Origin of the sequence: Sorangium sp. So ce131, assembly GCF_051519095.1 — a bacterium.
Lineage (GTDB): Bacteria > Myxococcota_A > Polyangia > Polyangiales > Polyangiaceae > Sorangium.
The window spans coordinates 12,300,971-12,321,264 of record NZ_CP150455.1; the positions used below are offsets into that span (position 1 = coordinate 12,300,971).

The 20,294-nt window shown below is 72.5% G+C and carries 18 protein-coding genes; 7 read left to right on the forward strand and 11 right to left on the reverse strand.

What is annotated here, in order from left to right:
- Nucleotides 1-26: 26 nt before the first annotated feature.
- From WMF43_RS44735 to WMF43_RS44750, 4 genes are all read right to left on the reverse strand, one after another.
- Nucleotides 27-1,376, reverse strand: a complete 1,350-nt coding sequence (locus tag WMF43_RS44735) for an MATE family efflux transporter (protein ID WP_437674537.1) — start codon at nucleotides 1,374-1,376, stop codon at nucleotides 27-29.
- Complete coding sequence (locus WMF43_RS44740; RefSeq protein WP_437674538.1) at nucleotides 1,373-2,008, reverse strand: DUF2239 family protein; 636 nt, start codon at nucleotides 2,006-2,008, stop codon at nucleotides 1,373-1,375. The genes WMF43_RS44735 and WMF43_RS44740 overlap by 4 nt, the downstream gene beginning before the upstream one ends.
- 184 nt (nucleotides 2,009-2,192) lie before the next feature.
- The gene (locus WMF43_RS44745) at nucleotides 2,193-3,776 is read right to left on the reverse strand and encodes an MSCRAMM family protein (RefSeq protein WP_437674540.1); all 1,584 of its coding nucleotides are present in this window, start codon (nucleotides 3,774-3,776) and stop codon (nucleotides 2,193-2,195) included.
- Between the two features lie 280 nt (nucleotides 3,777-4,056).
- Nucleotides 4,057-4,551 carry a hypothetical protein gene (locus WMF43_RS44750; RefSeq protein WP_437674542.1) on the reverse strand — a complete coding sequence of 165 codons (495 nt, stop codon included), beginning with the start codon at nucleotides 4,549-4,551 and terminating at the stop codon, nucleotides 4,057-4,059.
- A gap of 886 nt (nucleotides 4,552-5,437) precedes the next feature.
- On the opposite strand from WMF43_RS44750, the gene WMF43_RS44755 reads away from it, so the two are divergent.
- Nucleotides 5,438-6,565 (forward strand): anion permease, encoded by a 1,128-nt coding sequence (locus WMF43_RS44755; protein ID WP_437674544.1) that lies wholly within the window; start codon nucleotides 5,438-5,440, stop codon nucleotides 6,563-6,565.
- Nucleotides 6,566-6,833: 268 nt separating this feature from the next.
- On the opposite strand, the gene WMF43_RS44760 is transcribed toward WMF43_RS44755, so the two are convergent.
- Both WMF43_RS44760 and WMF43_RS44765 read right to left on the reverse strand, forming a co-directional pair.
- Nucleotides 6,834-8,423, reverse strand: a complete 1,590-nt coding sequence (locus tag WMF43_RS44760; protein ID WP_437674546.1) for a S28 family serine protease — start codon at nucleotides 8,421-8,423, stop codon at nucleotides 6,834-6,836.
- A gap of 40 nt (nucleotides 8,424-8,463) precedes the next feature.
- A complete protein-coding gene (locus tag WMF43_RS44765; protein ID WP_437674547.1) occupies nucleotides 8,464-9,378 on the reverse strand; it encodes a LysR family transcriptional regulator in 915 nt (304 codons plus the stop codon).
- A 105-nt stretch (nucleotides 9,379-9,483) separates the two neighbouring features.
- Between WMF43_RS44765 and WMF43_RS44770 the strand changes: the two genes are divergently transcribed.
- The 5 genes from WMF43_RS44770 to WMF43_RS44790 all read left to right on the forward strand — a co-directional run bounded on the left by WMF43_RS44770 (nucleotide 9,484) and on the right by WMF43_RS44790 (nucleotide 13,133).
- Entirely contained in the window at nucleotides 9,484-10,938 is a 1,455-nt protein-coding gene (locus WMF43_RS44770) for an alpha/beta fold hydrolase (RefSeq protein WP_437674549.1), read from the forward strand.
- Nucleotides 10,939-11,035: 97 nt separating this feature from the next.
- Nucleotides 11,036-11,665, forward strand: coding sequence for a TetR/AcrR family transcriptional regulator (locus WMF43_RS44775; RefSeq protein ID WP_437674551.1), 630 nt, complete (start codon nucleotides 11,036-11,038; stop codon nucleotides 11,663-11,665).
- A 195-nt stretch (nucleotides 11,666-11,860) separates the two neighbouring features.
- Nucleotides 11,861-12,265, forward strand: coding sequence for a RidA family protein (locus tag WMF43_RS44780; RefSeq protein WP_437674553.1), 405 nt, complete (start codon nucleotides 11,861-11,863; stop codon nucleotides 12,263-12,265).
- A gap of 24 nt (nucleotides 12,266-12,289) precedes the next feature.
- Entirely contained in the window at nucleotides 12,290-12,487 is a 198-nt protein-coding gene (locus tag WMF43_RS44785) for a hypothetical protein (RefSeq protein WP_437674555.1), read from the forward strand.
- Nucleotides 12,488-12,497: 10 nt separating this feature from the next.
- Nucleotides 12,498-13,133: a TetR/AcrR family transcriptional regulator gene (locus WMF43_RS44790; protein WP_437674557.1), complete on the forward strand. Its 636-nt coding sequence runs from the start codon at nucleotides 12,498-12,500 to the stop codon at nucleotides 13,131-13,133.
- Nucleotides 13,134-13,378: 245 nt separating this feature from the next.
- Here WMF43_RS44790 and WMF43_RS44795 read toward each other — a convergent pair whose 3' ends face one another.
- From WMF43_RS44795 to WMF43_RS44810, 4 genes are all read right to left on the reverse strand, one after another.
- A complete protein-coding gene (locus WMF43_RS44795) occupies nucleotides 13,379-14,275 on the reverse strand; it encodes an alpha/beta fold hydrolase (RefSeq protein ID WP_437674559.1) in 897 nt (298 codons plus the stop codon).
- Nucleotides 14,276-14,355: 80 nt separating this feature from the next.
- Nucleotides 14,356-14,793 (reverse strand): hypothetical protein, encoded by a 438-nt coding sequence (locus WMF43_RS44800; protein WP_437674561.1) that lies wholly within the window; start codon nucleotides 14,791-14,793, stop codon nucleotides 14,356-14,358.
- 38 nt (nucleotides 14,794-14,831) lie between these two features.
- Nucleotides 14,832-15,257 carry a hypothetical protein gene (locus WMF43_RS44805; RefSeq protein ID WP_437674563.1) on the reverse strand — a complete coding sequence of 142 codons (426 nt, stop codon included), beginning with the start codon at nucleotides 15,255-15,257 and terminating at the stop codon, nucleotides 14,832-14,834.
- Between the two features lie 129 nt (nucleotides 15,258-15,386).
- Nucleotides 15,387-16,520 (reverse strand): site-2 protease family protein, encoded by a 1,134-nt coding sequence (locus tag WMF43_RS44810; RefSeq protein WP_437674565.1) that lies wholly within the window; start codon nucleotides 16,518-16,520, stop codon nucleotides 15,387-15,389.
- Between the two features lie 221 nt (nucleotides 16,521-16,741).
- Between WMF43_RS44810 and WMF43_RS44815 the strand changes: the two genes are divergently transcribed.
- Nucleotides 16,742-18,865, forward strand: coding sequence for a carotenoid oxygenase family protein (locus WMF43_RS44815; RefSeq protein ID WP_437674566.1), 2,124 nt, complete (start codon nucleotides 16,742-16,744; stop codon nucleotides 18,863-18,865).
- A gap of 122 nt (nucleotides 18,866-18,987) precedes the next feature.
- Here the strand turns inward: WMF43_RS44815 and WMF43_RS44820 are convergent, their stop codons facing one another.
- A complete protein-coding gene (locus tag WMF43_RS44820) occupies nucleotides 18,988-19,986 on the reverse strand; it encodes a 3-oxoacyl-[acyl-carrier-protein] synthase III C-terminal domain-containing protein (protein WP_437674567.1) in 999 nt (332 codons plus the stop codon).
- Between the last annotated feature and the right edge of the window lie 308 nt (nucleotides 19,987-20,294).

A 20,294-nucleotide genomic window follows, 5' to 3' on the forward strand; every position in this document is an offset into this window, starting at 1 on the left:
TCGCCGCCCCTCCCGCTCGGCCCGCCTCAGACCATCCGACGGATCGCCCGCTTCTGCCACACCTGCCGGTAGTAGATCGCCTGCATGGCGAGGATCGCCCCGAAGGCGGCCGGGTAGGCGAGCCAGACGCCGTCGATGCCGATCCGGCGGCTCACGAGGTACGCGACGGGCAACTCGACGGCCAGGATGCCGGAGATCGAGATGGCCGTTGGGGCGAGCACCGTCCCGCTGGCCCGCATCACGCCGGCGAGCACGCCGGCCATGCCGAGGAGGATGGAGCTCCAGAGGACGATGTGGAGCAAGCGCTGGGCGAGCTCGAGGACCGACGGGCTCGTGATGAAGAGGCCGATGATCGCCCGCGAGCACAGGAGCGTGAGCGCGACCAGGCCGCTCGTGATCAGGAGGTTGAGCACGAGGCCGGCGCGGGTGATCTCACCGAGCCGGTCGGCGTGGCCGGCGCCGATCGCCTGGGCCCCGAGGATGGAGGCGGTGATGGCGATGGACATCGCGGGGAACTGGACGTAACTCAGGACCTGGGTCACGACGCCATACGCCGCCGTCGCGTCCGAGCCGAAGCCGTTGACGAGCGACAACACGGCGACCTCGGACAGGGCGATCACGACGATCTGCACGCCCGACGGCACCCCGATGCGCAGCACGGCGCGGAGGAGCCTCCAGTCGACCCACAACGCGCGGAGGAGGGCGGCGTCGGGCGCGAGCGGGTGCCCGCGCCGGCGCAGGTGAACGGCGAGCCAGGCCAGGCTCACGAAGAGGGAGCCCAGCGACGCCCAGGCGCCGCTCGTCACGCCGAGGGCCGGGAGCCCGGCCCAGCCGCGGATGAGCGCCGGCGTGACGAGGAGCCCCACCGCGGTGGATACGGCGAGCGAAAGGAGCGGCGTCACGGTGTCGCCCACGCCGCGCATCATCGCCGTCGCGAGCAGGAACGCGAACAACCCGGGGAGGGTGAGCAGCATCACGCGCGCGTACGCCGCCGCGTCGAGGAGGATGTCGGCGGGCGTGCCGAGCAGCGCGAGCAGGGTCTGGGTGAAGGCGCCGCCGAAGAGCGACACCGCGAGGCCCCCGACGAGCGCCACCGACAGCGCCGTGCCGGCGATCGCCTTGACGTTCCCGAGATCCCTGGCGCCGTAAGCCTGCCCGATCAGCACCGAGGCGCCGGTGCCGAGCCCCAGGATGAACGAGATGAAGAAGAACAGGACCGGGAAGAAGGCGGACACCGCCGCGAGCGCCCGGACCCCGATCATCTGCCCGAGATAGACGTTGTTGATGGTGCCGGAGAGGGACTGGAGGATGTTGCTCAGCATCAGCGGCCCGAGGAAGACGAGGAACGCCTTCCACGGCGTCGGGCGCGGGGTCATGGCGCACCTTCCGGCGGGCCTTCGCCCTGGAACGCGGCGGCGGCCAGCTGCCTCGCGTAATCGCGGACGTCGGCGGGCCAGCACCTCATGGACGCGTCGAAGTCGGCCTGCTTCCCCGCGAACAGGGCCCGGGCCGCCTCCTCGAAGCCGGCCTGGTTGCCGGCCACGACGGACATGAACCGGTACGCCGCCTCCTGCGCGCGCCGCACGCGGTCCCTGCCGGCGCTGACGCGCCGCGCGTCGTCCACGAGCCGGCGGAGCGCGGCGGACGCGCCGCCGGGCTGGGCGTTCAGCCAGTCCCAGTGCCGCGGCAGCAGCGTGACCTCGCGCGCCACGACACCCAGCCTCGGCCGGCCCGGGCCGCGCGGCGCGTCGGCGGGCGCAGGGCCGGGGTCGTCCTGGAGCCGTTCCTTGCCCGCGTTCTTTGCGAGTCGCTTCAGCACGTCGTCGGCCGTGCCGCGAAAGCTCACGTCGACCTGCTCGCCTGTCCTGTCGTCGAAGATCAGGACGGGGGCGTGACCGCCCTCGTCGAGCAGCGCCCTCGCCGTCCGCAACACGCACGAAAGCTCGCCCGCCGCGACCCGGCGGGCGCCCGCAAAGGCGGTGAAATGGGGTTGATGAATCCCAGCCATGCCGCACGCCCTCCTCCGGCGCGATGGCCGAGGTATTTACCCGGGTAATATCCAGCCGTCAATATTACCCGGACAAAATCTGTGGGCGCGTGGTCTATTCAGAGGCTGGCGGGAGCCGTGGCTCGCCGCCTTCGAGGCGGGTCGTCGCGCGGGGATGGGGATCGAGGCGCGCTGGGCGGGCCGTTCAGTTCCTGGTGACGTGCGCCGGGACCACCGCGGCGTCGGCGGGCCTGGGCAACTCGGCCACGTCGAGATCCGCTTCCGCGACGCCGCCGCCGCGCACGTGGGCCGCCATGGCGCGACCGGCCGAGGTGACCATGACCATGTAGGCGCCGTCCGGCAGAGCCGTGGCCCGGTAGGTCCCGTCGCTGTCCGTCGTCGGAGAACGGATGTCGAGCCCGCCCTCGCCCTGGTTGCAGGCCACCTGGACCTGGATCCCCTGCAGCGGCTTCCCGCCGGACGTGATGCGCCCGCGGATCTCGCCCGACCCCTTCGGGAAGAGCGCGAGGTTCCGCTCGACGGCTTGCCCTTCCTTCACGCCCACGTGCACCACGGTGTGCTGCGCCGTGTCGAGCAGCTCCAGGCGCGCCACGACCGGCGGGAGCTGCTCGAAGCGATAATGCCCCTGGGCGTCGGTGACGGTGTTCACGAAGCCGATGCTCCGGTGAGAGGCCACGAGCCTCGCGCCGGCGAGCGGCTTGCCGTCGCTCCCGCGGACCACGCCGACGATGCTGCCGCCCGTGGACATCGCGAGCTCGATCGGCGCCAGCTCGTCGCACACGGAGACGTGGACGCCCGTTGTCGTCGCGGCGTAGCCGGCGGCGTAGCCGCGCACCAGGATCTCGCCGGGAGGGACGTGCTCCAGCCGGAAGCGGCCATCGAGGTCGCTCTGCGCCTGGCTCGCGGCGTCCATCGACCCCTGGCTCGCGGCGCCCGCGGCGTCGCGCGTCTCCGCGTCGAGGAACGCCCCCGCGAGCGGCGCGCCTTTCTCGTCGCGAACCGTCCCCGTCAGCGTGCACCCGCCCGAGAGCGTCAGATCGACGTCGTGCGTCTCGCCGGCCTTGGCGTGGACGAGCGAGGAGAACGCGGGCGCGTGGCCTTGCGCCGTGACCCTGAGGATCACCGGCCAGCCAGGCATCTGGTCGAGGCGGAAGGCGCCGTCCGGCCCCTCGAAGCGCTTCGACAGGAGGGGCGCAGGCGCCGCCGTGCTGTCGGGGGCCATCGTGATGACGTCGACCGTGAACCGCGCGATCGGCTCCTTGCGCTCGTTGTAGACATGCCCCTCGACGATCCCGCTCCTCGGGAGCATGAGGGAGACTTCGTCGCCGCTATGCGCGATGGCGAGCGACGGGCCGTATCCCTCCTTGTTGCCGATGACGTTGTACGTGCCGTTCGGGACGCGGAGCTCGAAGCGCCCGTGTTCGTCGCTCTGGACCGAGGCCGCCGTGGTCGGGAAGTTGCCGGCGACCTCGTACGTGGTCGCGGCGACGGCGGCCCCGGCGAGCGGGGCGCCGGTCAGGTCGTACACCGTCCCGGAGAGCGACGAGAGCTCGGGGACCTGCTCGGCAGGGCGCGCGGCGGGGAGCCTCCACTGCGCGCGGTTGACGTAGGCCGAGCGCTTCGCCGCGGCCGCCGGCTCGCGTCGCGCGGCGTGGGGCGCTTCGTGCTTCGGCCGGAAGAACAGGACGGCGACGACGGCGAGCGCCGCGAGCATGCACCAGAGCGGCCATCGTCGGGGAGCGTCGTGAGGCAAAGCAGGGGGTTGCATGAGAATGTCTCCATCGGGTCATGTGTGGGGAGCTGCGGCGCTCGCAGCGATGTCACAACGGCGAGGAGCGGGGCGCTCCACAGCGGCTCCCGCTCGCCCCCGGGCGCGAGGCAACCGCGGACACGGGCAGCGATCACCGGCGCATCGAGGAGGCCTCCGGGACCCGGCTCCGCCCGGCCCCGGAAGCCCCCTCATCCGACGCCGGCGCGGCGCGCGCGGCGTCAAGCAAACGTGATGGACTGGGCGCCGAGTCAAGCAAACGTGTTTACTGGGCGCCGAGTCAAGCAAACGTGATGGACTGGGCGCCGAAGAACGGGAAGACTGGAATCTGAATGATGCCGTTCACGGACGGCGTCCCCTGCGACTCGCCGAGGACCATGATGGCGTTGGAGAAGGCGGTGGCGGGGAACGGCGGGAATGGGCCCCGGAAGCCGCTACAGATGGGGGTGAAGCCATCGCCGGCGTACATGACGCTGGTGATGTCCGTCGTCATGTTGACCATGCAATTCGGGAAGGTCATGGTCACGGCCTCCAGAACCACGCAGACGCGGGTGGCCGTCGAGGGAGGGGGGGCCGTCCAGATCAGGTTGTACACGCATGTCCCGTTCGGGGCCAGCACGGGATCGGAGCCGTCAATGCCCGAGAAGAGGAACTGCCCTGTGCCGGACGGCACCCCTTCGATGAGGATCTGGCGCCCCGCCGTAGGCGCTATCGCCATGGCGCTGCCCGACATCGAGAGCACGGCGAGCGACGCCAGGATGGTGAGCTTCTTCATGAGATGAACTCCTTGTGCTTCATTCCTTGTGGGACGTGCGCGCCCGAGAGGAGCGCGCGGCGACGACCCTGCCGAGAGCGGCAGACGCGCTCGCTCCGCGCAGGCCTGCGCTATCTGAAGGACGGACGCGCGCCGCCGATCCCCAGCGAGGAGCTCACGCGAACGCGATCAGGCCTCGCCCTCTCGCCCTCTCGCCGTCGACGCTGCGGCGCGCTGCGCCCTCCGGAGGGAGCTCGGCGCAGCCGGGCTCTCTCCGCGATACGCCCCGATTCAACGCGGATCTCCTGTCGGGTTGAACAGGATCTCCTCGAATCGGAGTCGTGTGACGGTACCTCGTAATTTCTCAACGAGCAAGTCCCGGAGAAGCAAAGAATCCTTCGAACAACCGAGAAACGCGCGGACGGCCCACCACGGCCCGGGCGTTCATGGCTTCTGCCTCGAAACAGCACATTCCTAGAACTTCCACAAAGGCACCCTGGGTCGTCCGACCGAGATTGCGCCCGTGCGTCACGAGCACGCCCATCATGTTCCTCGTGGCGCCCGCGCGGCGCCGGGCGGACCCAGGCTCGTCCGGCGTGACCTGTCCTGGGTCGGCTCGTGTCCAGCCTCCGTAGGCTATGTCACGGCCGCAGGGCGCACCGGCGCCCGATCACGGGGCGCGATCTGTCCCGTACGGGCCAGGCTCGCGCGGGGAGGGCTCGTCGCCGATGCGTGGCCACGGCGTGATCCGGGCGTCGTTCCGGGTGCCTCCATGGATGAGCGGCCCGCCGAGCAACTTGTACACGTCGCTCGGGGACACGTACGGTACGGACAGCGATCCCGCGCTGCGCCCGGAGAGGCAAACGTCTTTGCGGCGCTGGCAGCTCGTCACGGTGGGAGAGTCACGATGGTCTTCGTCCTGTTGGTGTTCGTGTGTGTGCTCGCGTTCGCGAACGGGGCGAACGACAATTGCAAGGGGGTCGCCACGCTCGTGGGCTTCGGCGCGGCGAGGCCGAGGCAGGCGCTGATCTGGGCCGCCGTGACCACGGCGTGCGGCGCCGTGGTGTCCTACTGGATCTCCGGGGCGCTCGTGGACAAGTTCAGCCGCAGCCTGTTCGAGGCGGGCATTGCGCTCGACCACGGGTTCTTCGTCGCGGTCCTCTTCGGGGCGCTCGGCTGGGTCCTCATCGCCACGAAGTCCGGATTGCCGGTCTCGACGACACACGCGATCACGGGCGCGCTCCTCGGCGCGGGGCTGGTCGCGTTCTCGGGCGCGGGGATCCGGTGGGGTTTCCTCGTCGACAAGTTCGCCAAGCCCCTGGCGCTCAGCCCGGTCCTCTCGCTGGCGGTCGTCTTCCTGCTCGCCTGGCCGGTCACCCGCCTCGTCCGGCGCTACTCCAGCGCCTGCGTCTGCGTGGTCCCTGCGCAGCAGCCCGCGCAGCTCGGGGGCGCGGCGGGCGCGCTGACCATGAGCGCGGCCGCGCCGGCCGGGGCGACGATCGTCACCGGGTACGGCGGCGCGTGCGAGGCGCAGCCCGCCATCGCCGCGGCGACCGGCTCCATGGTCGCCAGCGCGATCCACTGGTTCAGCAGCGGCATGGTGGGCTTCGCCCGCGGCTGGAACGACGCCCCGAAGATCGCCGCGCTGGGCACGGTGGCGGCGGCGGCGGTCGCGCCGGAGAGCGGGCGGCCGCTCGTCTTTCTGCTCGTCACGGCGGCGATGGCCGCGGGCGGGCTCGTGGCGGGCGCGTCGGTCCTGGAGACGCTCGCCCGGAAGGTCACCCCGCTCCCTCTGGCCGAGTCGCTCGCGGCGAGCGCGGTCACGTCGACGCTCGTCAGCCTCGCGTCGTGGCACGGTCTTCCCGTGTCGACGACCCACGTGTCCACCGGGGCCATCATCGGGGCGGGTCTGAAGAACAACGCGCGCGAGGTGCGGTGGGGGAAGGTCGGGGAGATCGTGCTGTCTTGGCTGATCACGCTCCCTGTATCCGGAGTCCTCGCGAGCGGGGCGAAGCTCCTGCTCGGTTGGCTCTGAGCCTGCGCGGGGGGAGCGCGCCGCGCCCGGGTTAGCCTGGCTGCCCGGCCCCCGGCGAGTCCCCAAGGTGGTCGGGCGATCGGGGGCGAAGCTGGGGAGGAGGTATCTAGACCGGTCTTCCTCCGCCCCTGCTACATGCGTCCCAGAGCGGCGGTCACCCGCACAGGAGACGGGCCCAGATCGGCGTTTTCGGCGCGGAGGCGCACTCCTGTGCGCTGAGCACCGAAAACGTCGAGATGGGCCCGTATCCGAAGCGGGTGCCCGCCGCTCAGCGCGTGAGCCAGCGACGGTCGCGGCGCAGCGTGCGGGGGGCGCGCCCGCGATCGAGCTGAATCGACGGGACGCCCGCCCAGGCCGCGAGCGAGGCGAAGGCGACGTCGCGATCGGGCGGCGGGAGATCGGCGAGGAGGGAGCCGTGGTTGCCATTCGGCACCACGAAGCGGTGCGCGTCGCGGGCGGCCCCGATGTCGAAGGCGGCCGCCGTGTACGGGTCGTTCTCGCCGTAAAGGAACATCATCCGTTCGCCCTCGGCCGCGAGCCAGCCGGAGATGTCCGGCATCGCCTCGGGATCGAACACCGGCGTCTTGCCAGGCCCGGGGACGATGAACGACGCGGCCGTGTCGGCGTCAGGGTACACGAGGAGATCGGCGATGTGATCCCTCGCGATGGCCGGATAACCGAGCTGCACCGCGGCTTGCCAGTAGTACGGCTCGAACTCGGGGATGGAGGGATCGGCGTAGAACGCGGGTTGGCTCACCTCGTCGAGGAAGGCCCAGACCTCGTTGTCATCCGACGCCGGGGTCGGGACAACATCGCAGAGGCTCGCGTCCTTGTACTGCCAGAAGGCGAAGACGGCGTCGACCACCGCGGTCTCCAGGGCCCGCTCGACGCCGAGCGCATCGTAGGAGAAGCCCTCGTCCGCGGCCTCGGCCTCCATGCGCGCAAGCATCGCCGGGCGCCGCAGCAGCACCTCGCGCTGGAACTCCCGGAGGGCGGCCTGGCAGGCCGGGTCGCCGCGCTCGGCCAGGAACTCGAGGTAACGCGCGTCGGGGTTGCCCATGCTGTGCGGCGCCACGTAAGCCACGGTGCCGTCCACGTCGGCGGGATAGAAGCGGCGATGGTACACCGAGGCCATCCCGCTCTTGCTCGCGCCGGTGGAGATCCATTTGCCCTCGTAGAAGGGCCGCAGCGACGCGACGACGCGGTGAAGATCCGCGGCGGCCTGCTCGATGGTGAGCTTCGACCAGTCCGCAGGCTCCGGGCGCGAAGGGGTGAAGAAGCGGTGCTCGACGCGGATCTGGTTGCCGTCGAGAAGCGCGGCGGGCTCGTCGAGCCACTGGTACTCCGGCCAGATCATGTATCCCTCGGTCACGAGCACCGTGGGCGCGGCGGCGTCCCGGTGGTGGAGCACCAGGCGCTGACGGAACCGCGCCCCGTCCGGATCGCCGTGATCCGCAGGCTGGTCGATCTCCAGGACGAAGTAGCGATAGCCCGGAATCTCCGAGTCCTGCTCCTCGACCGTGACGCCCTCGACGGTCTGGAGCTGCTCGAGGATGTCGTCCGCGCTCTGGGGGTCCGCGCCGCCCGCGCCGCCGCCGCCTTCGGCTCCCGCGCCGCCGCCGCCCGTGGCCTGGGGGTCTGCGCCGCCCGCGCCGCCGCCGCCCGCGGCTCCAGCGCCGCCGCCGCCCGCGGCTCCAGCGCCGCCGCCGCCCGCGGCTCCAGCGCCGCCGCCGCCCGCGGCTCCAGCGCCGCCGCCGCCTGAGGCCAGAGGATCAGCGTCGGTATCATCGCCGCAGGCAATAAGCGACAACAAGGCGGCCGAGGTGAAGGCCAGCACGATTCGGTGACGGGTGCGCATAACGGCGGACCCTACATCAAATGGGCGCTCGGGGTACCCGTCAGGAAGCTGCCTTCACGATTTGGTCTCGCAGCCACCGTTGTGCGGGATCGTTCTGCGTGCGCCGGTGCCAGATCAGCGCGAACGAGAAGCTGGCGAGCTCGAGGGGCGGCGGCAGCACCGAGAGCCCGAGCGGCGCCGCCGTGGCGTCGACGATGCGCGCGCCGAGGGTGGCCACGAGGTCGGTGGACGCGATGACGTGTGGGGCCACCAGGAAGTGCGGGACCGCCGCCGCGACGCGCCGGCTGCGCCCGAGCGCCGCGAGCGCGTCGTCGACGAAGCTGCCCGGCGTGCCCCGCGGCGTCACCAGGAGGTGCGAGAGCGCGCAGTAGCGGTCCAGGGTGAGGCGGCCGCGCGCCGCCGGGTGGCCGCGCCGCAGGACGCAGCGGAAGCGCTCCTCGAAGAGCGCGCGGATGTGGAGGCCGTCGGGCCAGCTGCCGCGAGGGGGGCCGATCGCGACGTCGGCGGCGCCCGACGCGAGCTGCGCCACCACCCCCTCCCGCGTCAGCGAGAGCGGCACCATCCAGACGTCGATGCCAGGCGCCTCGCGGGCCAGGATCGACAGGAGCGGCGGCAGCAGCACCAGCTCGGCGTAGTCGCCGGCCGCGATCCGGAAGCGGCGCCGCGCGGTGGCAGGATCGAAGCGCGCCTCGCCGCGCAGCGCGGTGGCCAGGCCTTGCAGCGCGGCGCGCAGGCCCGGCGCCAGCGCCTCGGCGCGCGGCGTGAGCAGCATCGCGCCGCGCGTCCCGCGGACCAGCAGCGGATCGCCGAGCGCGCGCCGCAGCCGGCCCAGCGCGTGGCTGCACGCCGGCTGGGTCATGCCGACACGCGCCGCCGCGCGCGTGACGTGGCGCTCCGCGAGCAGGGCGTCGAGCACCACCAGCAGGTTGAGGTCCAGGGCGGCCAGCTCCTGCATGTCATGTCCATCCTGCATGATGCAGATGAATACCATGTATTGGACGCATGATGAGGTGGCGCGCATGGTGGGCTCATCAGCGCAGCGGCGCTGAAGGAGAAAGCCATGACCGAAGATCGAGCGACTCCACCCGAGACGAGGACCACGCGACGGACCGGCGTGAACGCCCTCCGCGTGCTGCGGTCCGGGCTCACCGCGTCCGCCATCGTCGTTTTGCTGGCCACGGCGGCCGTCCTCGCGGCGCCGCACGCGCGCGGCATCGCCTTCTTTCCCGCGCTCCGGTACGCGGTCGTCGCCCCCGCGTGTGGGCTCGTCGCGGTCGCCGCCGCGTTCCTCTACCGCGCCCTCGCCGAGCGCTTCGCGCGGCCGCGCCCGATGCTGGCGGCCGTGCTCGCCGGGCTCGCGGCGGGCGTCCTCCTGGCGATGGCCGCGGCGGGCCCTCGCGGCCTCGCCGCCGCCGCGCTCCCGGCCGTGCTCGGCGTCGCTGCCGCGCTGGCCTTGCTCGTCCCTCGCCTCCTCGAGCGCCCGCGGCCGCGACGCGCGGGACGCCCGCGGCCTTTCCGCGCGGGCACGGCCGCGATCGTGCTCCTGGGCGCGCTCGAGCTCGTCGGCCTCTTCGGCGCGCTCTCCAGCGAACGCGCCGCGCCGCGGGGCGCCCAGGGCCTCGCCTTCGAGATCCCGCGCGCCATGTTCGACGCCGATCACAGGTTCGTCGAGCTCCCGGGCGGCGCGCGCATCCATTACGTGGACGAGGGCGAGGGCGAGACCCTCCTCTTCCTGCACGGCAACCCGGCGTGGTCGTTCCAGTGGCGCGATCTCGTCCGCGGGCTCCGGGGCTCGCACCGGTGCGTCGCGCTCGACTACCCGGGCTTCGGCCTGTCCGACGCGCCGGCCGGGTTCGGCTTCACCCCGCGCGAGCAGAGCCTCGTCGTCGAGGAGTTCGTCGACCGGCTCGGCCTCCGCGACGTGACCCTGGTCATGCAGGACTGGGGCGGCCCCATCGGCCTCGGGCTCGCCGGCCGCCGTCCCGAGCTCGTGCGCCGCGTCGTCCTCGGGAGCACGTGGGCGTGGCCGACGAGCACGAGCACGCCCCGCGGCAAGTTCTCGATCCTCGTGGGCGGCCCCCTCGGCGAGTTCGCGCAGGTGAACTTCAACGCGTTCGCCTCGCTGGGGATCAAGAACGGAATCGTCCGGGAGCTGCCCGCCGAGGTCGCCGACGTCTATCTTCATCCCTTCCGCCCGCTCGACCGCCGCGGCATCGCGGCCTTCTATCCGGGGCAGATCACCGCCGCGACCGCGTACTTCGCCGAGGTCGAGGCGGGCCTGCCTCGGCTCGCGGACAAGGAGGCGCTCCTCTTCTGGGCGCTCAAGGACGTCGGCTTTCCCCGCGACGATCTCGCGCGCTTCGAGGAGGCGTTCCCGCACCACCGGACGATCGAGCTCCCCGACGCGGATCACTTCTTCTTCGAGGACGCGGCGGACGTGATGATCCCGGAGATCCGCGCGTTCGTGTCCTCGGCCAGCGCCCGGGCGACGACCGCGCGCGGCGACGTCCGGTGACGCCCGCGGCGCCCCTTTGCGAGCGCGGCGCGGCCGCCGCGCTCGGAAGCGAGGTTTCCTCCGCGTACATCCCGAGGTATCCTCCGGTGTGCAGGGAATGGCCAAGACCCCGAAGGATCCTCGTGACGACGCGCCCCGGCGCGAGCTCCGCGCCGACGCGCAGCGGAACCGCGACAAGCTGCTCGCGGCGGCGGACGCCGTGTTCTCCGAGCGGGGCGCGGCCGCGTCGCTGGAGGACGTCGCGCGGCGCGCGAAGGTCGGCATCGGCACGTTATACCGCCACTTCCCGACGCGCGAGGCGCTCCTCGCCGCCGCGTGTGACGACGGCCTGCTCGCGCTCACGAACAAGAGCAGCTCGCTCGCGGCCTCCGCGGCGCCGGCCGAGGCGCTCGGCGCCTTCATCGAGGAGCTCGTGCGCCACGTGAGCCGGTACGAGGGCCTCGCCGCGTCGTTCGGCGTCGTCCTCCAGAGCTGTTCGCCGGGCTGTCAGGCGGCGACGGAGGAGGGGCGGCGGCTCGTCGCGCGCGCGCAGCTCACCGGCGAGGTCCGCCGCGACGTCGAGTTCGACGACGTCGTGTGCATGGTGACCGCGATCTCCCTCGCCGCGACGCAGAGCGCCGACGCGACCCGCCGCATCCCTCGCCTCGTGTCGATGTTCATCGATGGACTCCGCGCGCGCGACCGCGACGCGGCCTCGCGACCCGAGACCCGACCCGCGCTGGGCTAGTTCCGCGCCTCTCAGGGTCGGCCAGGGAGTCCGAGAGATTTCAACGCAAAGGCGCAAAGGCGCAAAGGCGCAAAGGCGCAAAGGCGCAAACCAGAATTTTCTTTGTATTTTTGCGCCTTTGCGTTGAAATCTCTCTTCTTTCACCGTGATCCCTGCCAAGCCTTCTGACAGGCCGAACTGGTATCCCTATTCCCCATGCGCATCGACAAGATCAATCCGCCCGACGTCCACCAGACTCCCGGCTATCACCACGTCACGATCGTCGAGGCCGGCAGGCTGGCCTTCCTCGCCGGCCAGTGCCCCCTCGACCCCGACGGCAACCTGGTCGGCCCGGGGGACCACCTCGCGCAGGCCGACCAGGTGGCGGCGAACGCCCTGGCCGTCCTGAGCGCGGCCGGGGCGCAGCCCGCCGACGTGGTGCGCTCGGTGATCTACGTGGTCAGCGACGACAACCAGGTGCTGGGCGCGGTGTGGCAGCGACTGAACGACTCGGCGCTGGGCCCGGCCTTCGCCACCGCCAGCACCCTGCTCGGGGTCGCCTCGCTCGGCTTCACCGGTCAGCTGGTCGAGCTGGACCTGACCGCCGCCCTCCCCGGCTGATCCAGCAGCGCCCGGACCAGCCGGTTGAAGACCCAGATCGAGACGGCGACCCCGCCGGTCGTGGGATTGCTCGGCCTGTTCAATATCTCGTACCGGTGCGCGATGGCCGCAGAAGCCGCGGGCAAACCGGATCTCCCCGTCGTCGCCTTCGACTTCGATCCGAAGACCGTCGACTACATGCGCCAGGCGCGATCTGAATGGTCGAGCTCGAGCTGCGCGTAGAATGCGGGTCATGGTCCTCACCCCGAAGCAGCGCGCGAAGCGCCCGTACCACCACGGCGATCTGCGCCGCGCGCTCCTCGACGCCACGCTCGGCTTGATTGCGGAGGGGGACGTGGCCGGCGTCTCGCTGCGCGAGGCGGCGCGCCGGGCCGGCGTCACCTACGGCGCGCCATACCACCACTTCCAGGACAAGGCCGAGCTGCTCGCGGCCGTGGCCGAGGAGGGGTTTCGCAAGCTGCTCGACGTCGTGACCGCGGCGGCGGCGGGCGATCTGTCGCCCGAGGCGCGCGTCGCCGCGTGGGGCGCGGCGCACATGCGGTTCGCCACCGCGCAGGCGGCGCATTACCGCGTCATGTTTCTCACCGAGATCGGCGATCGGGAGCGCTTTCGCTCGCTGCACGACGTCGCGGGGGAGCTGCTCGCGGCGCTCGCGGCGCTCATCGGGGCGGCGCGGCCCGAGGCGTTGTCGCAGCGCCGGCTGGAGCTGGCGGTCATGGCGTGGTCCGCGTGGCACGGCCTGGCCTCGCTGCACAACGAGCACGTGATCGAGAACAGGCCCGAGCTGCCCGGGCTGGATCGCCTGGTGGCCGTGCTCTCCCGCGACGTCGCCAGGGCGATATGCCAGAGAGACACAGGAGCTGCGTAGGACGATGACGCTCTACATCCCGGAACGACACGTCGCGCCGCCGCCCGAGGCCTGGGACCCCGGGCGGGCGCGAGCCTGGCTGCGGCGGTGGGCCGCGGAGGCGCTGGCGGTCCGGGCCAGGCAGGACTGGCCGGTGCACCCGCGCGACGTCGACGACCTCGAGGAGCCGGCGCCGGCCGACGGGTTCAAGGGCCTGTACTTCGGCGCGAGCGGCGTCTGGCTCGCCCTCGCCCGCGCCGCTCCGGCTACACGGGCGATAGGCCCTGTTTCTCCTGCGTGCGCTCCAGCAGCGAGCGCAGGATCTCCTCGGCGTGTGTCCACAAGAGCGCCCCTCCCGCCTCCGGGAGGAGCCGCCGCCGCGCCGCAGGCAGGCGCGCGGCCAAGGAAGCACCGAAGTCCGGCGAGTGGACCGTGCTCGTGTCCCGCGCGCCGTACCACAGGTCGACCGGCGCGCGCAGGTTCGCCGGGTCGAACGGCCAGGGGCTCATCGTCAGCACCGTGTCGCGCGCGTAGCCGGCCGGGCCCTGGGAGAACGCCTCATCCATGGCGCGCCGGTAGACGCGCTCGAACACCGGGTCGGTGTACACGGCGCGGTCCACGTCCGCGAGCGTGGGAATCACGAAGTTCCACATGGCCTCGGCGCTGAACCCGGCGAAGAACTCCTCCGCGCGCCCCGGGTCGGACGCCGCCATCTCCACGAGCCGCCGCACGTCCGGCGCCAGCAGCGCCGCGAGCGCCGGGCTCGCCAGCTCGTCGGTCCCCGCGACCACGGCCACGCCGCGCACCACGCCGGCCGCCGCACACGCCAGGGCGAACGGCGCGCCCGCCGAGAACCCGACCGCCGCCGCGCCGGACAGCCGCCGCGCCTCGACGAGCTGCCCGATGTCCCGCGCAAAGGCGTCGAGGGTGCGCCCAGGGGCCGGGTCCGACGCCCCGAGCCCCGGGCGATCCACGGAGATCAGCCTCACGCCGAGCCGGCCGACCACGTCGCCCCCGAACCCCATCGACCGGCTCGTCGCGCCCCCGGGGCACAGCAGCACGGGGACGCCATCCTCCGGCCCCCACTCCGCCCAACCCAACCGCCGACCGTCCGGAAGCACCACCTGCCCGAGCCGGGCCGGCTCCACCACACCGCGGATCATGGCGCCACGGTACCTGACCGGCGCCGCGGAAGCCACGCCGCGCGCCGCCCCAGCCGCGCTGCTCGCGCAACGTCGGAGGCTCAACGTCGGAGGAACGACGTCGCCGGAAAGTCGACATCCACGTTGAGCGCCGCGCCCCTCACGATGTCGATCTCCTCCAGCGGCAGCGTCGTCGTCACCGGGCGATCGCTCCCCCGCTCCACCAGCGTCACATACGCCTTGTACTCGTCCGGCGGCAAATCCACCGTCAGGCTGAAGTCCTCGCAGCGCGCGAACTCTCTCGCCACCTCGCGGTCGCCCCGGTAGACGATGATCTCGACCTCGGTGTCGCCGGCGCCCTCACGAACACAGGCCCGCGCGTCGCTCCGGCGGCCCACGGTCCAGTCCACCGTGAGGCTCCCGAGCCGGTCCGGCGCGGGGCGGGGGCGATCGTCTCTCACGTCGAGGATACAGCCCGCGGCGAGCAGGCTCGACAGCGCCATGCTGCAGATCGGAAACACCCTGTTCTCCTGATTCATCCTGGACCCCCCCTTTCGCGTCTGCCTCGCCGCCCCCGTCATCGCGGCGTGTAGTAACGGTTCCCCCGCTCGCGCGGATAACTGAGCTCGCGCTCCGGCACGTAACGCGGCGAGGACCGGTACGTCTGCCGGTAGCGCCGGAGCTGGTCCGGCTCCTCCTGGAAGACGACCCAGCCGCGGTTCGTCGGGTAGTACCAGGCGCCGTCGACCAGGTACGCGTACGCCCCGCGGAAGTACACGCGCGGATAGGCCGTGATCTGCACCGGGACGACCTCGGCGCGGACCGCCGGGTGGCCGGAGACGACGAACCCCTCGGCCCCCGCGGTGCCGAAACATCCCATCAGCAGCCAGGCGCTCGCCCCGAGCGCCGCCGCCCTCAGCGCGGACCTCATCGCGGCTCCGGCGTGGACCCGTGTTCGCCCCCGCGCGAGCGCGCGTGAAGGCACGTTGTTGCTCTGTTTCACGTCATTGCTCCTCGGGGCCCGGCTCAGCAACGCGAGTGCCAGCGCACGCCGCGTCGATTCGAGCGCTCCGGTGACGGGCGCGCCCGGCGACCCGCCTCAGCGGCTCCCCTCTCGCCGCCCCCTCGCCTCTCACCCGAGCGGCCCGCGCGCCACGCCGAGCGCCCCGGCCAGCGCGAGCGCGCGCTGGATCTCCGCGGGCGTCACCAGGCCGATCACGTGCTCTCCCTCGTCGAGCACGGCGACCGCGCTCGCCTCCCCGCTCGCCAGCGCCTCGATCGATCGGGTCGCGTCGTCGCCCACCCGCGCGCGGAGCACGTCCACCGGCATCACCGCGCCGATCGTCGCGGGCGTCGCGCCGCGCTCCAGCCGGCGCGCGAGATCCCAGAACGTGACGACGCCGATCTCCCGGCGATCCTGGCCGTCCCTGGGGTCGTCGAGCACCCGCGCGCCGACGAGGTTCTGGCGCAGCAGCCGCTCGGCCACCGCGCGAGGGTCCTCGTCCGCGTACGCCTCGCCGAGCCGGTCGGTCATGAACCGCGCGACCGGGAGGCCGCGGAGGAGATCGCGCGCGCTCGTGCGCGCCTGCTCGGCGGAGGCGCCCATGTAAACGAACGCCGCGATCAGGACCAGGATCAGGTTCCACGAGAGCAGGCCCAGGATCCCGAACACCACCGCCATCGCCCGGCCGGTCGTGGTCGCGACGCGCGTCGCGCGCGCCGGGCCCAGGCGGCGGAGCAGCAGCCCGCGCAGCACCCGGCCGCCATCCATCGGGAACGCCGGGAGCAAGTTGAACGCGCCGAGGATCCCGTTCGTGATCGCGAACGCCAGGAGCGCCACGCGCACCTCCGCCGGCGCCGGGAGCACGCGATAGGCAACGTAGCTGACGGCCCCGATACCGAAGCTCATCAGCGGCCCGGCGAACGCCATCCACGCCTCGTGCTCGGGGCGCTCGCGCTCGATGAGCGAGACCCCCCCGAGCATCATCAGCGTGATCGAGCGCACCCGCATCCCGTTCCGGAGCGCCACCGCGCAGTGGGCGAGCTCGTGCGCCAGGATGGCGACGAACAGGCCGACCGCGAGCACCGCGCCCCAGGCGAGCGGCGGCAGGCGCATCGCCTCGCGTGTTATCCCGAGCGACCGCGCGACCAGCGAGAACTGCGACGCCGCCGCATACGCGACGTACGGCAGGAAAATCAGCAAGGTGATGTGCAACCGGACCGGAATCCCCCGGATCCGCAGTACGGTCAGGCCCTGATCGAACATGTGCCTCCTTGCACGTGTACAGATGGAGGCCGAGTTGCATCTCCGCAAGCCGCAGCGCGCCGCCGTCACACCATGGAAATCAGAGGCAATCGCGCGGGCCGTGCGGCAATGCAGCGCCACGCCCGGCATCCGTCCCAGGCGGGAGCCGTCCCGCACGAACGGTCGACTTCGGCGGTGTGCATCACGGTCGTACCCCCGCCGCGCTCGGATTGGCGTACGGTGTGATCACCACCACCGAGGTCGTCATGCGACAGCGCGTCCCCGATGCATTGTTGGCAGCGAGCGCGGAGGAGCTCACGAATGTCGCGCTCACGGAGCTCGACGCCTCGCACGCGTCCCCTCGGGGCGGCGTGCCCCGGGACCTCACGGGGCATGTATTCGTCACCGGGCCGGTCGGCTCGGTGGTCAGCGCGTCGCCGCGGGGCGACGGCGCGCCGGTCCTCAACGGCAATGGCATGATTTACCGGCTCGATTTCGCCGACGGCGGGCCGGTCCGGATCACCTCGAGGCTCGCGCGCACGCCGTGTTATCACGCGGACGCGGCCTCGCGCCCGGGCACGCGCTTCGAGGAGCTCGGCTTCCGCGACGCCGGGCTGCTCCGCTTCTCGCGCCACCTCGGATTGCGCAACCACCTGAGCGCGGCGCTCGTGCCGATGCACGCGCGCCGCGCGCCCGCGCGGCTCCTCGTCACGTCCGACGCGGGCCGGCCGTACGAGATCGACCCGGCGACGCTCGAGCTCGTCACGCCGGTCGGGCGCAACACGGCGTGGTATCCCGCGGCGCCCGTCGATCACCCGTTCCCCATGACGCTGACGACCTCGCACCCGTGCTTCGACGCGGAGCGGGGCGAGCTCCTCTGCGTCAATTACGGCCGCTCGCTCGTGAACCTCTTCGTCGCGTCGCTGCCGCTGAGCGACGAGCGCGGCGCGGTCCCGCGCTCCGTGGACCGGCTCGCGTCGGCGGCCGCGTCGATGCTCGAGCAGCAGCGGCTCCGGCCCGGCGCGGACCGGCTCGATCTGCTCGCGAAGCGCGCGATCGAGCTCCTGCCCGCGCGCTTCCGCCCCGGCGCGCCGCGCGATGCCGGCGGCGCGGTCGCGCGGCAGGCGGCGCGCTTCGGCGGGGTCCCGCTCACCGAGGCGGCGGGCGACTTCGTGCACCTCCTGCGCTGGGACGGCCACAACGAGCCGGAGCGGCACGAGCTCGTCCTGCCGGGCGGCGCGCCGGTGCGGATCGAGCAGAGCGTGCACCAGCTCGGGCTGACGCGGCGCTGGATCGTGCTCGCGGACACGGCGCTGCGGATCGGCCTCGAGAGCGTGGCGATCCAGCACTTCCCGGACAGCCCCGGGGTCGAGCGCCTCCTCCGGGCGCTGCTCACGCTGCCGCAGGAGCCGGCGACGACCTTCTACCTGGTGCGGCGCGACGCGCTGCGGCCCGGCGGCGGGCAGGTCGTCGTGAAGAAGATCGTCGTCCCGCTCGAGACGTTGCACTTCCTCGTCGATTACGAGGACGCGAGAGACCACATCACGGTGCACGCCGCGCACAACTGCGCGACCGAGTACGGCGACTGGATCCGCGCCTTCGACCGGCACGCGGACGGCCGGGCGCCGGCGGCGCAGCGGCTGCGGGGGCTGCTCCCGGTCGGGCCGGCGGACGTGAACCGCATCGGCCGGTACGTGCTCGACGCGGCGGCCGAGCGGGTGGTGGATCAGGCGGTGTTCGCCGACGCGGAGCGCGCGATGCGCGTCGGCCTCTACGCGCACCGGGAGGCGGGCGCGTCGTGGATGCCGCCGGATCGCGTCGAGAACGTCTACTGGCACGGCGGCGGGATCTGGGACGAGCTCTCCACCGAGTTCGTCGATCGGCTCTACGCGGATCACCCGCACCGCGCGCTCCCGCTGCCTTCGCTCCGGCGGGCGCGCGAGGAGGGCGGGCGCCCGGACAGCCTGTTCCGGTTCAACCACCGCGCGATGCGGATCGAGGATCGCTACGAGTTCCCGCGGCAGCGTGTGGGCTCCTGGCTCAGCTCGCTCCAGTTCGTCCCGCGGCGGGGCGGCAGCGGGGCGGACACGGACGGCTACGTGGTCGCGCTCGTGACCACGGCGCGCCGGGCCGAGGTCTGGATCTTCGACGCCGCGAACCTGGCGCGCGGCCCGCTCTGCAAGCTGGGGCACCCGGCGTTCCGGCCGGGGATCACCCAGCACACGGCGTGGCTCAACGCGGTCGCGCCGTGGCGGGGGAGCTACAAGGTGCCGGTGCGCGAGGACTACGCGGAGTTCGTGGCCGAGGCCCCCTCGGACCGGGTGAAGGCGCTGTTCGAGGAGGAGATTTACCCGCGGTTCGGCTGAGGAGCCCCAACCTGGGTCGGCTCAACCTGGGTCGGCTCAACCTGGGTCGGCTCAACCTGGGTCGGCTCAACCTGCGGTCGGCTCAACCTCGGTCGGCTCGACCTCGGCCGCCGCATTCCTGCTCAGCTCGCGATCGGGCTTGCGCCGTAGCGCAGCACGTGCGCGTTGGCGGAGCCGGCGCCCATGCCGAGCAGCAGGATGCGGTCGCCCTGCTGGAGCGCCCCCGTCTCGACGAGCTCGGTCAGGCAGAGCGGGAGCGACGCGGACGCGGTGTCGCCGTACCGCTCGACGTTGCTGTAGTGCTGGTCCGCGGACACGCCCAGCTCCTCGCAGAGGAGCTTCCGCAGCGGGAGCCACGGCTGGTGCGCGACCAGCCACCGGACCGCGTCCATGCCGATGCCGGCCTCCGCGAGCGCGCGCTGGCTCACGTCGATCGACAGCCGGTGCACGCCGCTGAACGGCCAGCGCCCGTCCTCCCCCTGCGCCACGTCGCACGCGGCCGCCGCGCCGCCCCGCGCCGCGCCCTCGCTCCCCGGCGCGCCGGGCGCCCCCGGCAGCCCGGCGCCGCGCGCCGACGCCTCCACCCCGAGCCCGCCGCCCGGCTCGAGCAGCACGCCGGCCGCGCCGTCGCCGAGCAGCGCCGCGAGGTCCTGCCCGGCCCACGCCGGCCGCGCCCGCAGCCGCGACGACCGCACCTCGCTCGACACGATGAGCACGCGCCGGGCGCCGCCGTCGAGGTGCCGGTTCGCGGTGTCGAGGGCCGCCGCGAAGCCGCCGTGCGCGGAGCACACGTCGAGCGCCACCTCGGGCGCGAGGCCGGCCATCGACGCGGCGAGCGCCGCCCCGCTCGCCTCCCCGCGCGCGCAGTCGTCGCCCGTCATGATCAGCGCGTCCACGAACGGATCGCGCAGCTGGCCCGCCTCGATGAGCTGCCGCAGCACCACCGCCGCCATCGACAGCGTGGTCTCCGTCGGATCGGCGAAGCGCCGCTCCCGGACGCCGGTCGTCCGCTGCAGCCAGTCCGCAGAGCACGACAGATGATACCGCGCGACGAGCTCACCGTTCGTGACGACGCGCTCCGGAAGATACTTTGCGACCGCCGTGATGCGACCCTGGGTCATGTTCCCGCTCGATCCCGGCGCCCGCGGACCGCGGCGCGCCGGCACTGCAACCGTGTGTGAAAGGCGACTCGATCCGGCGCGTCGCCGGTCGGCCAACGCCCATCGCGCTGGTCAGCCAGCGTCCCGGACGACACCAAAGGCCTACCGCCCCGGCTCATTCGGAGCCGTGCGACAACTTACAGTTACAGAAGTTCCCTCCCCATCTCCGACAACGAGGCGCACTGGAGCATCAAGGAAGGTCCAGCGCAAGGGGTACGACATCCATTTTAGATAGCTGGCATACCAATAGAGGCGGATAGCACGATCGT

Excerpts from the sequence above, each read along its gene's own strand:
- WMF43_RS44760 (WP_437674546.1), bottom strand. The coding sequence starts at position 8,423 with ATGCGCACCCGTCACCGAATCGTGCTGGCCTTCACCTCGGCCGCCTTG.
- WMF43_RS44770 (WP_437674549.1), top strand. The coding sequence starts at position 9,484 with ATGACCGAAGATCGAGCGACTCCACCCGAGACGAGGACCACGCGACGG.
- WMF43_RS44740 (WP_437674538.1), bottom strand. The coding sequence starts at position 2,008 with ATGGCTGGGATTCATCAACCCCATTTCACCGCCTTTGCGGGCGCCCGC.
- WMF43_RS44820 (WP_437674567.1), bottom strand. The coding sequence starts at position 19,986 with ATGACCCAGGGTCGCATCACGGCGGTCGCAAAGTATCTTCCGGAGCGC.
- WMF43_RS44765 (WP_437674547.1), bottom strand. The coding sequence starts at position 9,378 with ATGCAGGAGCTGGCCGCCCTGGACCTCAACCTGCTGGTGGTGCTCGAC.
- WMF43_RS44795 (WP_437674559.1), bottom strand. The coding sequence starts at position 14,275 with ATGATCCGCGGTGTGGTGGAGCCGGCCCGGCTCGGGCAGGTGGTGCTT.
- WMF43_RS44800 (WP_437674561.1), bottom strand. The coding sequence starts at position 14,793 with ATGAATCAGGAGAACAGGGTGTTTCCGATCTGCAGCATGGCGCTGTCG.
- WMF43_RS44810 (WP_437674565.1), bottom strand. The coding sequence starts at position 16,520 with ATGTTCGATCAGGGCCTGACCGTACTGCGGATCCGGGGGATTCCGGTC.
- WMF43_RS44775 (WP_437674551.1), top strand. The coding sequence starts at position 11,036 with ATGGCCAAGACCCCGAAGGATCCTCGTGACGACGCGCCCCGGCGCGAG.
- WMF43_RS44745 (WP_437674540.1), bottom strand. The coding sequence starts at position 3,776 with ATGCAACCCCCTGCTTTGCCTCACGACGCTCCCCGACGATGGCCGCTC.
- WMF43_RS44750 (WP_437674542.1), bottom strand. The coding sequence starts at position 4,551 with ATGAAGAAGCTCACCATCCTGGCGTCGCTCGCCGTGCTCTCGATGTCG.
- WMF43_RS44755 (WP_437674544.1), top strand. The coding sequence starts at position 5,438 with ATGGTCTTCGTCCTGTTGGTGTTCGTGTGTGTGCTCGCGTTCGCGAAC.
- WMF43_RS44790 (WP_437674557.1), top strand. The coding sequence starts at position 12,498 with ATGGTCCTCACCCCGAAGCAGCGCGCGAAGCGCCCGTACCACCACGGC.
- WMF43_RS44780 (WP_437674553.1), top strand. The coding sequence starts at position 11,861 with ATGCGCATCGACAAGATCAATCCGCCCGACGTCCACCAGACTCCCGGC.
- WMF43_RS44735 (WP_437674537.1), bottom strand. The coding sequence starts at position 1,376 with ATGACCCCGCGCCCGACGCCGTGGAAGGCGTTCCTCGTCTTCCTCGGG.